The organism is Nannocystis bainbridge (genome assembly GCF_028368995.1).
GTDB classification, from domain to species: Bacteria; Myxococcota_A; Polyangia; order Nannocystales; family Nannocystaceae; genus Nannocystis; species Nannocystis bainbridge.
Genome location: NZ_JAQNDL010000001.1, coordinates 298,044 through 311,936, shown reverse-complemented (window position 1 = coordinate 311,936; position 13,893 = coordinate 298,044). Strand labels below are relative to the sequence as shown.

10 protein-coding genes are annotated in these 13,893 nt (G+C 72.4%); 4 read left to right on the top strand and 6 right to left on the bottom strand.

The window, feature by feature from the left end; genetic code table 11:
- Positions 1–120 precede the first annotated feature (120 nt).
- Positions 121–1,710 carry a serine/threonine-protein kinase gene (locus POL25_RS01220; RefSeq protein ID WP_272083870.1) on the bottom strand — a complete coding sequence of 530 codons (1,590 nt, stop codon included), beginning with the start codon at positions 1,708–1,710 and terminating at the stop codon, positions 121–123.
- Between the two features lie 96 nt (positions 1,711–1,806).
- Between POL25_RS01220 and POL25_RS01215 the strand changes: the two genes are divergently transcribed.
- Both POL25_RS01215 and POL25_RS01210 read left to right on the top strand, forming a co-directional pair.
- Positions 1,807–2,709: a hypothetical protein gene (locus POL25_RS01215; protein WP_272083868.1), complete on the top strand. Its 903-nt coding sequence runs from the start codon at positions 1,807–1,809 to the stop codon at positions 2,707–2,709.
- A gap of 188 nt (positions 2,710–2,897) precedes the next feature.
- Entirely contained in the window at positions 2,898–3,323 is a 426-nt protein-coding gene (locus POL25_RS01210) for an inorganic diphosphatase (RefSeq protein ID WP_276593659.1), read from the top strand.
- A 66-nt stretch (positions 3,324–3,389) separates the two neighbouring features.
- Here POL25_RS01210 and POL25_RS01205 read toward each other — a convergent pair whose 3' ends face one another.
- The 5 genes from POL25_RS01205 to POL25_RS01185 form a co-directional block, all read right to left on the bottom strand.
- Positions 3,390–4,133 carry a hypothetical protein gene (locus POL25_RS01205; protein ID WP_272083867.1) on the bottom strand — a complete coding sequence of 248 codons (744 nt, stop codon included), beginning with the start codon at positions 4,131–4,133 and terminating at the stop codon, positions 3,390–3,392.
- Positions 4,134–4,143: 10 nt separating this feature from the next.
- On the bottom strand, positions 4,144–5,721 hold the full coding sequence (locus POL25_RS01200) for a hypothetical protein (protein ID WP_272083866.1): 1,578 nt from the start codon (positions 5,719–5,721) through the stop codon (positions 4,144–4,146).
- A 40-nt stretch (positions 5,722–5,761) separates the two neighbouring features.
- Positions 5,762–7,165, bottom strand: coding sequence for an Ig-like domain-containing protein (locus tag POL25_RS01195; RefSeq protein WP_272083864.1), 1,404 nt, complete (start codon positions 7,163–7,165; stop codon positions 5,762–5,764).
- A 77-nt stretch (positions 7,166–7,242) separates the two neighbouring features.
- On the bottom strand, positions 7,243–8,073 hold the full coding sequence (gene speE, locus POL25_RS01190; RefSeq protein ID WP_272083863.1) for a polyamine aminopropyltransferase: 831 nt from the start codon (positions 8,071–8,073) through the stop codon (positions 7,243–7,245).
- A 98-nt stretch (positions 8,074–8,171) separates the two neighbouring features.
- Positions 8,172–10,340, bottom strand: coding sequence for a hypothetical protein (locus tag POL25_RS01185; RefSeq protein ID WP_272083861.1), 2,169 nt, complete (start codon positions 10,338–10,340; stop codon positions 8,172–8,174).
- A 297-nt stretch (positions 10,341–10,637) separates the two neighbouring features.
- Between POL25_RS01185 and POL25_RS01180 the strand changes: the two genes are divergently transcribed.
- Both POL25_RS01180 and POL25_RS01175 read left to right on the top strand, forming a co-directional pair.
- The gene (locus POL25_RS01180; protein WP_272083859.1) at positions 10,638–12,440 is read left to right on the top strand and encodes a phospho-sugar mutase; all 1,803 of its coding nucleotides are present in this window, start codon (positions 10,638–10,640) and stop codon (positions 12,438–12,440) included.
- Positions 12,437–13,750 carry a carboxypeptidase-like regulatory domain-containing protein gene (locus POL25_RS01175; protein WP_272083858.1) on the top strand — a complete coding sequence of 438 codons (1,314 nt, stop codon included), beginning with the start codon at positions 12,437–12,439 and terminating at the stop codon, positions 13,748–13,750. The genes POL25_RS01180 and POL25_RS01175 overlap by 4 nt, the downstream gene beginning before the upstream one ends.
- Positions 13,751–13,893 lie beyond the last annotated feature (143 nt).

Sequence of the window (13,893 nt, the reverse complement as noted above, 5' to 3'; positions counted from 1 at the left end):
GGGGTCAACCAGGGAGTGAGGCCGAGCCTGGTCTCAGGGACAGGTGAAGGATGCAGCTCGATGTCTTCGGGTGCTGCGCTGACCTGTCCCTTCGGGCAGCCTCGCCCTTGAGCGGACAGGTCAGCCGCTCTTGAAGGCGTGGGCGTAGGTCTCGCCCGGGGTCCAGGCGAGCTCGCTGCGGACGAGCTGACGCAGGGCGCAGCTCTCGGCGTCGTTGTGCTGGGGCGTGCCCAGGACCTTGACCGAGCCGGGGATCAGATGACCGTCGGCGTCGGCCTTCCACTGCAGCTTGACGGTGTAGCCGAAGGTGCCGGCGCAGCGGCGGCGGATGGCCTTTTGGACAGCTGCGGGGCTGCCCTTCGGGAGGGCGGCGCGTGGTTCGGGCTCGTCGGCGCCGGAGGTGGTGGCGGGCGCGGTGGTTTCGCCGGGTGACGCGGGCTCGTGGGTGTTCGGCCCGAGGACGTCGGGCGAGGCTGGGGTGGGCGGCTCGACGGTCGGCGGCTCGGAGGGCGAGGTCGGTGGCGCTGCGGCGGCGGCGATGACGGGCGGGCCGGGTTCGGCGGTGATGCGCGCGGGCTCGACGGGGACGCCGGCAGGATCGGCGGGAGGGAGCGAGCCGGCGCGCAAGCTGAAGAAGGCGAACAGGCCGAGGCCGAGCACGAGGGCGCCGAGCAGCGGCGCGCCGATGGTGAAGGAGATGCCGCGGGCGTCGTGGGTGACGGCCAGGAGCGGGCCGCTGGCGGCCGGCGGCTCGGAGCCAGGGTCGAGGCTGACACCTGTCCCTGCGGCCAGGTGGCGCAGGTCGACGGCGAGCGCCTGGGCGGTCGGGTAACGGGCGGCGGGCTCGTCGGCGAGGGCGCGACGCAAGATGGCCTGAAGGCCAGGTGGCACGGCGGCCAGCGAGAGCTCGGAGGGGCCGTCGCTGCCGAGTCGCATCGGCGGCAGCTCGCCGGTGAGGAGCTTGTGCATGAGGGCGCCGAGAGCGTAGATGTCGACGCGGTGGTCGGCCGACAGGCCGCGGTAGAGCTCGGGGGCGATGTAACCGGGGGTGCCGAGCAGGGCGCCGGTCTGGGTCAGCGAGGCGTCCTGCTCGGCCCGCGAGGCGCTGCCGACGACCTTGGCGAGGCCGAAGTCGAGGACCTTGATGTAGTCGGGGTCGTCGTCGCGGGTGAGGCGAAAGCAGTTGGCAGGCTTGATGTCGCGGTGGACGACGCCGTGCTTGTGCGCAGCGGCGAGGGCCCGGGCGATCTGCTCGCTGATGTGGACGACGCGCGGCCAGGCGAGCGGGCCCTCGCGCGTGACGGTGTCGGCGAGGTCTTCACCCTCGAGCCGCTCCATGACGAAGTAGGCGGTGCCGCCCTCGGTCTCGCCGAAGTCGGTGATCTCGACGACGTGAGGGTGGCCGATGCCCGAGGCGGCGCGCGCCTCCTGAATGAAGCGCTGGGCGATGCCAGGGTCGTCGCCGAAGCGCGGCTTGATGATCTTGACGGCGATCGGGCGATCGAGCAGGAGGTGGGTGCCGGCGTAGACGGCCCCCATGCCGCCAGATCCGAGGCGGCGATCGATGCGGTAGCGACCGGCGAGCACGCCCCCGAGCAGCGAGTCAGGGGCGTCGGCGCGACGGGTGACGCCAGAGGCGAGGTCGGTCGGGGCGTCACCCGCAGGGTTGGCCTGCGTGGGGCCGGTGCCGTCGATGTCGTCGCCCGCCATGCGGCGAGTATAAAGGTGTGCGCGGCGGCGCCGGCGCATCCTGAAGGCGCGGAAGCGACCGCTGTCCGCGAGGCCGAAGTGGCCGATACTGCAGGGATGGCGAGGCGCAGGACGACGGCGCTGGCGTGCGCGGTGGCGCTGGCGAGCGGTCCGGTCGCGGCGGCGAACCCGGCCACGGAGGCGCTGCGACGCGATCACGAGGGCTGTCAGGCGCTGCGCAAGGAGGGCCGCAGCGGCGAGGCAGGGGCGTGCTTCGAGCGGATCTATGTCGGGCTGACGGAGCTCGACGGGCGAGCGAGCCGCGATCTCTTCAATGTGCTCGGCGACACGGTGGCGGCGTACGAGCAGGCTCATGCGCGCGACGGCGAGACGAGCTCGATGTGCCGCGCGGCGGGAGTGGTGCGCGACTATCTCGAGCGGCCGCAGAAGGCCGAGGCGATCCGGCTGCGACGCCGGGCGCTGGGGCTGGCCGACCGGATCGATCAACAGCTGCGCGCGATCAGCCAGACCGCGGGGCGGGACGTGTGCGCCGATCCACCGCCGCTCGTGAGCCCGAAGCCGAGCGAGGCGAACGAGGTGAGCGAGGTTGCGCCGACGAGCGCGCCGACGCCGACGCCGGCGCTGAAGCGGCTGCCGCCGCCGCGCCCGAGTCAGTGGCGGGGACAGACGAGCTGGGCGGCGCCGTCGGAGCCGTCGCTCGAGCTGCTGGCGGCGGGCTTCGGGGTGTCGGTCGGCGGTGCGGTGACTTCGGCGGTCGGGGTGGGGCTGCTGCTGTATCGCGCGGAGTGCACGACGGCGACGCCGGACTGCTCGGACGCGGCGCTGGCGAGCTACCACGACGCGGGCTATCTGACGCTGGCTGCGGGTGCGGGGATCCTGCTGGCAGGGGCGAGCCTGCTGTTCGCGGACCGGGTGCAGGAGCGCAAGCGGCGAGCGGCTCGCGCGGCGCCGACGTTCGGAGCCGGTGGGGCCGGGATCACGGCGTTCGGGCAGTTCTGAGCGAGCGTCGAGGCGAGGCCGAGGCGGCTGAGCGCTTCGTCTGCCGCATGGGCTCGCCGGGATCGACGTCGGCGCGGTGGTCACGGGACGATGGGCGGAGCCGGGCGAACTCCGCGGCGATTCTCGCGTGTCCTTGGGGACAGGTGGACGGGGACCGCGCCGTTGCGGGCGCGGCGAGGCTGGCGTAGATGTCGGCGATGGACCTGCCGGAGATCGGGGCGCGCCGCCGGGTGACGATCGAGTACCCGCGCCTCAGCTTCGTCAAGCGCCGCAGCGACGGCAGTATCGACTTCGTGTCGCCGCTGCCGTGCCCTTACAACTACGGACATGTCCCGGGGGTCATGTCGGGCGACGGCGATCCGCTCGACGCGGTGGTGCTGGGGCGCCGCCTGCCAGCGGGGGCGGAGGTCGAGCTGGCAGTGGTGGCGATCGTGGGCTTCATCGACGTGGGCCAGGAAGACCCGAAGGTGATCTTCAGCGCCGGGCCGCTGACGCGGGCGCAGCGAGGCGGGCTCGAGCTGTTCTTCCGCGTATACGCGCTCGGCAAGCGAGCGCTGGCGGCCGCGCGCGGGATCGCGGGGCCGACGCGATTCGACGGCTGGCGCGCGGGCTGAGGCGCCGCGGATGACGTGTCCTTCGGGACATGTCGTGGCGATGGCGCCTGTCCCTCAGGACATGTCTCAGGGGGCAGGCGCGGGCGGTGGCGGGGCGTCGACCGGGAACAGGCCGGCGCGGCGGGGCGCGGAGACCTGCTCGGGGGCGGCGATGATGAGGCGCAGCAGGCCGCCGATCTTTTCGTCGCTGCAGCTGCTGGTCTTCCAGGCGAACATGCGGACCGTCGACCAGCCGGGCAGGAAGGCCCAGCGGTACTCGTTTTGCCGGGTCCAGAAGGCGCCGGGGACGTCGGGCACGGGCTCGACCGTGACGTTCGGGTCGGTGCGGCGCATGGTGTAGAGGTTGTCCTCGGCGGCCTTCTGCGGGGTGTCGCCGAGGATGGTGGCGATCCGGAACCACTGGGCGGGGCTGTTGGGCTCGGGCACGAAGTAGAAGCCGCAGCTGTTGTGGAACGACTCGCCGAGGTAGACCTGCAGGCCGCAGATCTCGGCGGCGGCCTTGCTGTCGAAGCCGAGGGTGTGCTCGCAGCAGGCGGGGTCGGGCAGCTCGGGGGCGTAGAGGCGGCACACGCCGTTGGTCTCGTCGGGGCGGCCGGTGCCGGGCGACTTGGCGGGCGGGACCTCGGGCGGCTGGGTGGTCACGGGGGCGCTCTGGGCGGCGTAGAGGTCGCCGGCGACCTCGACGACGCGCGGGTCGTCGGGGGTCGGGTGCGCGCCGTCGACGGTCGGGGTCGGCGCGGGCGCCTGTGCTTGCGGACAGGCGACGAGGAGCACGAGGGCGAACGGGGCGAGGCGCAGGCGGTGCGTCACGGGGTCTCCTTTAGCGCGGCGCGGTCGGGGTTGCCAGCGCGGTGCGGCGGGCCGCGGGTGATCGCCGGCGCCGACGCACGAGCGCGAGCCCGAGGAGCCAGGCAGGGCCTCCCGCGGCGACGGCGAGGTCGCAGCCTTGCGTCTCGGACAGGCCGCCGGTGCTGGTGTCGTCGGTGTCGCCGGTGCTGCCGGTGTCGCCGTCGCCGGTGGTGCTGTCGGGGTCTTCGCTGCCCTCGGGGAGGATCGTGAAGCGCACGCGATCGCTGCCGGCGTTGCCGCCCTCGTCGCGCACGGTGACGAGCAGATCATACTCGCCCGGCGGCGGGTTCTTGAGCCGCAGGTCGACGCGAATCGCCTCGTCGCTGAACAGCGTCTGACCGGCTTGCTGGATCTCCACGGCGTAGAACTGCGGCTCGAGATCGTCGACGACCTCCCCGTAGAGCGACAGGTCGACCGGCAGCACGTGGTACGAGCCGTCGGCCGGGCTGGTGAGCTTCAGAGTCGGGGCGGTGATGTCGGGCTGGGCCGGGCCGAACAGATAGAGCAGCTCCTGGAAGCTGTTCTGGTAGCCGGTCTCGCAGAACATCTCGTGCACGAGGTTGCAGACGCCGGAGGTCTCGACGAGGTCGGTGTTGGCGACGATCTTGTTGCACTGATCCTGGAAGTACGGGGTCGGCGCCTCGACGAACGGGTGCAGGTTGTCGAACGGGCTGTTGACGTGCTCGAGGCCCCAGGTGTGCGCAGCTTCCTGCAAGACGATGGTGGCGCCGGTGTTGGAGCCCTTGAAGGCGCCGGCGAAGCAGGTGTCGTTGGCCCACAGGTTGCCGCAGTCGATGTAGGGGGCGATGCCGGCGAAGTCCTGGGCGCCGATGTCGCCGTAGAGGACCATGGTGTAGCCGGGATCGTCGGGCGGGCGCCGCCAGGTGGTGCGCACGCCGATCTCTCGCAGGTCCTTGCGCACCGACTCGATGATGGCGACCCGCCGCGCCTCGGTGCCGACGAACGGGCCGATGTAGCCGTCGAACATGTCGGCGAGGGTGCTGCAGTCGTGGCGCGAGTCGTTGCCGCAGCCGCGCCGCAGGACGGCGCCGTCGAAGTTGATGAACAGGGTGTGCGGAGTGCCGGGCTCGACAGGGAGAGCGTCGGGGCCGCGGGCGGCGAGCGGCGGGGTGCCGCCGGGGCGCAGCGGCTCGGCGGCGGGTCGGGAGGCGCGAGGGCGGAGCGCGAGCTGGGTCTCCTGGTCGGCTGTGCTTGGGGACAGGTCCGTGGGGGCAGGTGCTCCGCCGGGGGGCGCGGCGGCTTTGCCGGCTGCGTTTTGGGACATGTCCGCGGGGACATGTGAGGAGGTGGCGGCGTCTCTACCGGCTGCTTCTGGGGACATGTCCGCGGGGACATGTGATTCGGGGGCGGGGCTTCCGGATGCGCTTTGGGACATGTCCGCGGGGACATGTGATTCGGCGGTCCCGGTCTTGGCCTTTTGAGACATGTCCACCGGGACAGGTAGACGGACGGCGGTCGCCGCGGTCGCGGCCACGCCCGGATCGCCGACGAGCGCGGCGAGCAGGGCGGGGGCGAGGGCGAAGTCCACGGGCGGTCAGGGTACGCGGTTTGGCGCGCGGGCGCAGGGGCTACGAGCGGGGGCGGCGACGGCGGGCGAGGCCGAGGAGGAGCAGCAGGGCGGGCGCGCCGGAGGTCGGAGCGAGGTCCGATCGGCAGGCGCAGCCGTCATCGCCGCCGCTCTGGTCGCCGGTGGTGGCCGAGTCGGTGCCGCCAGTCGCGCTGGTGACGCCGGTGGTCGGGTCGCCGCTGCCGTCGCTCGTAGTCGGCGCGTCGCCGGTGGTGTCGGGGGCTTCGCCGGTGGTGCTGTCGTCGCCCGTGGTGGTGGCAGGCTCGCCGGTGGTGTCGGGCTCGCCGGTGGTGCCGGGGACGGGCTCGCCCTTGATGGTGAAGTGTACGGTGTCGATCGCCTCGTTCTTGTCCTCGTCGTGGACGGTGGCGGTGACGGTGTACTCGCCGGGCGCGAGGCCGGAGATCGGGAAGGTCAGATCGGAGGGGCTGGGCCAGGCGGTCGGGTCGGTCTCGGTGGCGCTCGGGCCGTCGATCTTGAGGGTGAGCGTGAGCTGCTGCGGCGACTGGTTGTCGGCGGCAGTGAGCGTGAGGTCGAACTTGCCGTCGAGCTCGGCGCCCTCGGCCGGGGCAGTGATGTCGATCGTCGGCGCGGTGAGGTCGGGCGACCCGGGCCCGAAGATCTGCATCAGCTCCTGGTAGCTGTTCTGGAAGGTGCTGCCGTTGCAGAACTGCGAGTGCTGGTTGGGACACTCGATGTTGTTCTCGGGCACCGGCTGGTTGTTGTCGTCGAGGCGGACGATCCGGAAGCACTCGTCGACGTAGGTCGGGTCAGGCACGCTCTGGGTGGTCGGGTAGAGCAGGTCGGACTTCGACTCGACGTGCTCGAGGCCCCAGGTGTGGGCGATCTCCTGCAACACGGCCTTGGCGATGCCGGTCGGCGAGCTGGTGTAGTCGAGGGTGAAGCTGACCTCGCCGCCGTCGCTGTTGAAGCAGTCGATGCTCGGCGCGACGCCGGCGAAGCCGCCGCCCGGAGCAGGGTTCCAGTCGCCGATCATCTCCATGTCGTAGTCGCCGCTGGCCGGGCGGACGTCGGTGACGTGGATGTTGAACTTGCCGAGGTCGTTGCGCATGACCTGGACGACGGCGGCGCGCCGGCCAGCGTCGCCGCCGAACGGCAGGACCTGACCGTCGAAGATCGTCGAGCAGTTGTCCTGCGGGTCGTTGTTGCCCCAGCCGCAGAAGTTCATGTCGGCGCCGTCGAAGTTGGTGAACACGATCCACTCGCCGGCGGGCAGCGGCGGCTGCTCGAGGTCGGCGCCGAACACCAGCGGCTGGTGGAACGGCGAGGTGATCGGGATGGCGGCGGCGACGTCGTCAGGCCCGTCCGCGAGTGCCGATCCAGGCACGAGGAGCAGCGTCAGGACGAGGCAGGAAAGACGGGTGCGCGCGTTTTGAGGGGCCATCGTGGCGACGGTACCAGACGGCCTCTGCAGCGATGCGGCGCGCGCTGCGTGTGTGTGATCACCCGTTTTCGCTGGTGTCAGTCGCCCTCAACGAGGCGACGCACGAACTCGGGCAAGGCGAAGGCGCCGAGGCCGAGGCTCGGGCCGACGTAGCGGCCAGCGACGGCGGCGAGGCGGGTGGCGTCGAGATCGCCGAGGCGGAGGTCGTCACCGGCGAGGGCGAAGGTCCAGCAGCCGCTCGGGTAGGTGGGGATGCTGCCGTAGTAGGCGTGCACGCCGGCGAAGACGCCCCGCAGCTCCTTGAAGACGCCGCGCACGGTGTCGGCGGCGTAAAACGGCGACTCGGTCTGGGCGCTGATGATGCCGCCCGGACGCAAGGCGCGGCGCAGGTCGGCGAAGAAGGCCCCGCCGAACAGGCCGGCGGCGGGACCGATCGGCTCGGAGCTGTCGACGAGGATGGCGTCGAAGCTGTCAGGATGGTTGCGGACGTACTCGACGGCGTCGGCGAACACGAGCTCGACGCGCGGGTCTTCGAGGCGCCCGGCGACGGCGGGGATCCACTGCTGGCAGACGCGGGTGACTCGCTCGTCGATCTCGCACAGGACGACCTGCTCGACGCCGGGGTGCCGCAGCACCTCGCGCACGGTGCCGCCGTCGCCACCGCCGACGACGAGCACGCGCCGCGGGTCGCGATGGATGCACAGCGGGATGTGGCTGATGAGCTCGTGGTACACGAACTCGTCGAGCTCGGTCAGCATGACCATGCCGTCGAGCATGAGCAGGCGGCCGTGGCCCTTGGTGTCGTAGACCTCGATGCGCTGGAAGGGGCTCTGCTCCTCGTGGACCTTGTCGGTGACGTGGAGGCCGATCGCGGAGAGGTCGTGGTAGTGCTCGTAAAGCCAGGGCATTTTGGGCGACTCGAGAGGTCCGGGGGTTCTTAAAAGACTCCGGGCGGAGGCCGGGCCTTATAGCCCTGCCGCCGCCCGAGACTCAAGCGAACGCGGGATCAGTGGAGCCAGCGGCCGCGACGCTCGTCGTCGGCGTCCTCGTCCGCCTGCTCGTCGGCGTCGGCCGCGGCGGCGCGGGCCTGGTCGCGCTCACGCAGCAGGGCAGTGAGGATGAGGCCGAAGCCGGCGCCCCAGGTGAGGATCATGAGGGCGATCCAGTAGGGCGAGGCGTTCATGCCGTAGAGGAACGGCAGGCCGGCGCTGTGGGTGAGGGCGACGTGGTCGACCTCGAGGCGGTAGACCAGCACGGCGAAGACGATCTGCAGGAGCAGCAGGGCGCCGCCCATCATGGCGATGCCGAGCTTGCCGTCGCGCTTGCGCGAGGCGAGCAGCAAGGTGGCGACGGCGGTCTCGGCGATCAGCAGGACCTGCGTCAGCGTGGCGTACATGATCTCGCTCTGCTCGCCGGCGAGGCCGTTGCGCTGCATCACCGCGCTGTAGGCGAAGCCGACCACGAGCATGGCGACGGCCAGCACGCCCTGGAAGCGCAGGAAGGCGCCGCGGGCCTCGACGTGGCTCGGCACCGCGTGGGCGCGGGCCGGGCGACGCAGGCTGGCGACCAGCAGCCACCCGAGCACCGGCAGCAAGAAGGCGCTGGCGAGGAAGGTGACGAGGTTGAGGCCGTCGAAGGTCTGGGTGTTGGTGCGCGACGAGAGGTCGAGCAGCGTGAGGCCCGAGCAGCCGACGCACGCGAGCGCGAGCGCGACGCCCTCGGCCGGGCGGAACAGCGGGGCCCAGGCCTGCTCGACGCGGCGGCGCCAGCTGAACAGGCAGATCGTGGCGAGCATGACCTGCGTGCCGACGGCGTAGGCGAGGAAGGAGGAGCCGAGCTCGGGGTCGCCGGCGGTCATGAGATCGGCGGAGCCGGGCAGGCCGGTGAAGCCGAGGATCGCGCCGAGCACGGTGGGCAGGGGGCCGAGGAGGAGGCCGGCGCTGGCGATGTTGGCACCGACGAGCGCGGTGCCGAAGAGGCCGGCGCCGGCGATGCCGACGGCCATCAAGGCGCCGACGAGCAAGGCGTTGACCCGCTGACCGAGCGCGTCGCCGAGGCCGATCGCGGTGAGGTGCGTGGCGCCGGTGAAGAGCACGAGGAGGCCGAGCGGGAGCAGCAGCGGGCCGAAGCCGACGGTGAGGCCGAGCAGCGCCAGGGCGGGCAGCAGCAGCAGGGCGCCGGCGACCATGGCGAACACGTTGGGCCCGACCGACATGGCGAGGGCGAGGTCACCCGCGGACAGGCCGGTCATGCGCAGGACCGGCAAGGTGCCGGCCTCGCGCTCGCGGGCGGTGTGCGTGGCGGTGACGACCGGGCCGACCAACAGGAGCATGAAGGCGGCGAAGCCGAACAGCACGGAGCCGATCAGCTGGCCGCGCTGGTTGTCGGACACCGGCGAACGGTAGCGGACCGACGGCTTCTGCAGCGCGGTGAACTCGGCGATCGGGTCGACGAGGCCGCCCTGCCACAGCGCGGCGCTGGGGTTGAACACGGCCTCGGCGAGGGTCCGCAGGTCGCCCTTGGCGAGGTTGACGAGGGTGTTGGAGATGTGCGGCAGGCCGCCCGAGCTCAGCACCCAGCCGGCGAGCTGGCCGCCGTCGCCGTACGGATCGTTGTTGAAGAGGTCGGCCCACAGCGCCTGGCGATCGGTGCCGTTGGTGTCGATGGCGACGGGGCCGTCGCGCCGCTCGAGGCGATCGATGCGGGCGCCGAGCGCGACGAGCTGGCGGCGCTGGCCGTCGATCTCGCGCAGCAGCGGACCGGCGGGCTCGCCGAGCTTGCCGTTGTCGACGTCGACCGCGAAGGCGGCGGCCTGGATCGCAGCGGTGCGGGCCAGGTCCTCGTCACGCGTGGTCAGCGGGCGGAGGTCGACGGTCGAGAGCAGGAGCTCGTGGAGGTCGCTGCGCCCGCCGAGGAGGTCGCCGCGCAGGTCGACGGTCTCGCGCTTGAGGATCGACTGGGCGCGGTCGAGGTTGCGCACGGCCTGGTCGACGCGGGCGCGCAGCTCGGTGAGCACGGCGATCCGCACGCGCTGCTGCGCGGCGAACTCGCGGTCGACGACGGCCTGCTCGCGGTCGTCGAAGCTGCAGCGCGGCATCTGCGGGCCGTCGCACACGGCCCAGGCGTCCTCGAGGCCGACGGCGACGCGCACGTCCTGAGCGGCGGGGCTGTCCATGCGCGTCAGCGCGGAGGTCCCTAGCCATGTCAGGCCGCTGATCAGGGTCGCGGCGACCAGGGCCGAGGCGGTGCGCGACCGGAGGTCGCGGCGGAGGAAGGGACGAAGTCGTTGGGAGAGGGACCGCGTCGGGCTCTGGGCCCCAGTCGGTCGTGAAGGAGTACGAGGATCCTGGTTCGCCATAAACCCGCCTTACGTGCTGGCCCGGACAACCGGCAGCCTTTGAGTGTTCCACAAAACGTAGGCGCGGCGCAGATGATTTCACTGGCGTGCATGTCGCTGAGGTAAGATCCGCCCGTGACCCCGAGCCTGAGCGCCCTCCGCCTCCCCGCCGATGTCGAGCGCACCCTGTCCCACTGGCTCGCCGAGCCCCGATTCACCCCCGAGCGCGAGGCGCTGCAGGCGCTGGTCGCCGCCGCCGAAGCGGGGTCGGCCGTGGCGGTGGCGGAGATCCTCGACGCCTATTCGCAGGTGCTGCCGATCGGCACCGGCGGGCGCCGCGGCAAGGTCGGGCCCGGTCCCAACCGCTTTAATAAGGTAGTGGTGCGCGAAACAGCTCAGGGGCTGGTGGAGGCCATGCGCGCGGCCGGCGACACGCCCCAGGTGGCCGTGGTCTACGACACGCGCACGCACTCGCGGGACTTCGCCTACGCGGTGGCCGAGCAGTGCGCCGCCGGCGGCGTGACAGTGGTTCTGATCGACGCACCGCGGCCGACGCCCGAGCTGTCGTTCCTGGTGCGTCGGCTCGGCTGCGGGGCCGGTGTGGTCATCAGCGCCAGCCACAACCCGCCGGAGGACAACGGCATCAAGATCTACGGGCCTGACGGCGCGCAGGTGCTGGGCGAGCGCGACGCGGCGCTGATGCGCGCGATCCTGGCGGTGCAGGAGCTCCCGGGGCTGCAAGAGGAGCAGCGCAAGTTGATCCACGTGCTGCCGCCCGAGCGCGTGGCGACCGAGGCGGACCCGGCGTACCACGCGTACGTGCTGGCGCAAGGCGTGGCGCCGGCGGACCTGTCGGCCGCGGGGCTGAAGGTGGCCTTCACCCCGCTGCACGGGGTCGGTCACACCAGCGTGCTGCCGGCCCTGCGCGCGCGGAAGATCGAGGTGCTGCCGGTCGAGCGCCAGTGCGATCCCGACGGCGGCAGGTTCTCGACGGTCCGCTCGGCCAACCCCGAGGCGCCGGAGTCGATGGCGATGGCGATTGAGCTGGCCGAAGAGACAGGTGCCGACCTGGTCCTGGCCACCGACCCCGACGCCGACCGCCTGGGCGCGTGCGTGCGCGGGCGCGACGGCAAGTTCGTGGCCCTCGACGGCAACCGCCTCGGGGTGCTGATGCTCGATCACGTGCTCGCCAACGCGACGCTCGACGAAGACGGGTGGGTGCTGACGACGCTGGTGACGACGCCGCTGATCGCGACGATGGCCGCGGCCCGCGGGCTGACGGCGGTCGACGATCTGCTGGTCGGCTTCAAGCACCACGCGGGCATGGCGGCGGAGCACCCCGATCGCACGGTCGTGTTCGCCTGCGAGGAGAGCCACGGGTACCTGCGCGGCGACGAGATCCGCGACAAGGATGGTTCGATCGCGGCGCTGCTGCTGGCCGAGGCGGCGGCGCTGGCCAAGCTGCGCGGCGAGACGCTGCTCGACTCGCTCGACGCGATCTGGTGCCGCTTCGGCTACCACCGCGAGAAGACGCTCAACTACATGGCGCCGGGCCTGGCCGGGCGGCAGGCGATCGCGGCGCTGATGCAGGCGTGGCGGACGTCGCCGCCCGCGGGCTTCGCCGGGCTCACCACGCGTCACTTCGAGGATCGGCTGCGGCCGCGCGGCACCGGATCGCCGACGCGCGATCTGCCGGGCGACGTGCTGAGCCTCGAGCTCGAGGGCGAGGGCGGTAAGAAATGCCGGCTGGTGCTGCGCCCGAGCGGTACGGAGCCGAAGCTGAAGATCTACGGGCTCGCTCGCAGCGCGCCGGGGATCGAGCCGGCGGCTCTGCCGGCGCTGGTGTCGCAGATCGACGCGGTGGTCGAGGCGGTGCTGGCCGACGCGCACGCGCAGATCGAGGCGATGATGCGACCCTGGCTGGGTTCGGCTTCATGAGGCGAGCGGCGGTGGTGGCCGCGCTGCTGGCGTTGCTGGCGGCGCTGGCCGTCTGGCTCGGGACCGGCGCGCGGTCGACCGCTCGCCCGGGGGCGCGCAAGAACAAGCCGACGGCGACGCAGGTGACGGCGGCGGTCGAGGTCGGTGCGCCGACGCAGGGGGTGGCGCGCCGTGCGGACGTCGATCGCAGCGGGCGAGGGGTCGTGCAGGGGCGGATCGTCGACCGCGACGGCAGCCCCGTCAGCGACGGGCGGATCATCTTGCACTGCCTGGCCGGCGGGACGGGCCGCAGCGCGCCGATCGACGGCGGGGTGGTGGAGCTCGGGGCCGAGGGCGATTTCAGCGGGCCGGGCTGCCGCGGCATCGTCTGCGCCGAGCTGCGGCACCCGACGATGGTGCCGCGCGATCCGTGGGTGCTCGAGCCGAACCGGGCGCCGGTGACGCTGGTCGCGCAATCGCTGGGCCGGGTGGTTGGTTCGGTCAGCGACGGCGAGGGCCGGGCGGTCGCGGGGGCGCAGATCTGGGTCCGCCGCGGGGCCGACGACGATCCGGGCGCGCTGCCGCCGTTCACCTCGCGCAACACGGTCAGCGACGGCGAGGGCTTCTTCAGCTTCGCGCGGGTCGAGAAGCCGCCGTGCGACCCGTGCGGCGAGGCCAGCGGGCGCTGCGAGCCGGGCGACGCCCGCGACGTGCCGACCTACGCGTCCCTGATGCTCATCGCCCGGGCGCCGGGCTTCCGCGCGACCGAGAAGGAGGTGTCGGTCGACGACGAGGACGGCTGGCAATTGGTGCTGGCGCCGCCGCTGACGCCGCTGCAGGGCACGGTGACCGACGCCGAGGGTCGGGCCTACGCGCGCGCGCGTGTGTTGGCGCGGGCGCAGGCGCGAGGCTACGAGGTTCACCAGGCGCGGGTCGAGGCCGGGCAGTTCAGCCTCGCGGAGCTCGGCGAGGGCAGCTACGACCTGCGCGTGGTCCAGGACGGGGTCGAGCTGGCGGTCTCGGCCGGACACGTGGCCGGAGAGGCGGTGACGCTGGTCGGGAGCGTGCCGGCGCTCGGCCGCGCGGTGACCGTGGCGGTGATACGACGCGGCAGCGACCTGCCCGTGGTCGGGGCGGTGGTCGACGGCGGGCCCTTCGCCGGCGCGCGCACGGACGAGGAGGGCACCATCGGCGCGGCCGCGGTGTTGCCGGGGACCTACACGCTCGGGGTGCGGGTGCGCGGGCTGCGTTCGCAACGCGGGCAGGTGACCGTGCCCGCGGACGACGGGGGCCCGTGGACGGGGCGGATGGAGGTCGACGACTCGCCGTGACCTCGGGGTCCGGCGGGTGATGCGGAAGTTCTCCGCGCCCATGTGCGCTGGAACGTTCGCGGCGCGATTCGGCAGGTTGGGACGGGCGCAGCCTGAAATTGCGCGGGGGCACAAATTTGAGGGTGTGACCGGCTCGCGTTAGC

Excerpts from the sequence above, each read along its gene's own strand:
- POL25_RS01220 (WP_272083870.1), bottom strand. The coding sequence starts at position 1,710 with ATGGCGGGCGACGACATCGACGGCACCGGCCCCACGCAGGCCAACCCT.
- POL25_RS01175 (WP_272083858.1), top strand. The coding sequence starts at position 12,437 with ATGAGGCGAGCGGCGGTGGTGGCCGCGCTGCTGGCGTTGCTGGCGGCG.
- POL25_RS01215 (WP_272083868.1), top strand. The coding sequence starts at position 1,807 with ATGGCGAGGCGCAGGACGACGGCGCTGGCGTGCGCGGTGGCGCTGGCG.
- POL25_RS01185 (WP_272083861.1), bottom strand. The coding sequence starts at position 10,340 with ATGGACAGCCCCGCCGCTCAGGACGTGCGCGTCGCCGTCGGCCTCGAG.
- POL25_RS01210 (WP_276593659.1), top strand. The coding sequence starts at position 2,898 with ATGTCGGCGATGGACCTGCCGGAGATCGGGGCGCGCCGCCGGGTGACG.
- speE (WP_272083863.1), bottom strand. The coding sequence starts at position 8,073 with ATGCCCTGGCTTTACGAGCACTACCACGACCTCTCCGCGATCGGCCTC.
- POL25_RS01195 (WP_272083864.1), bottom strand. The coding sequence starts at position 7,165 with ATGGCCCCTCAAAACGCGCGCACCCGTCTTTCCTGCCTCGTCCTGACG.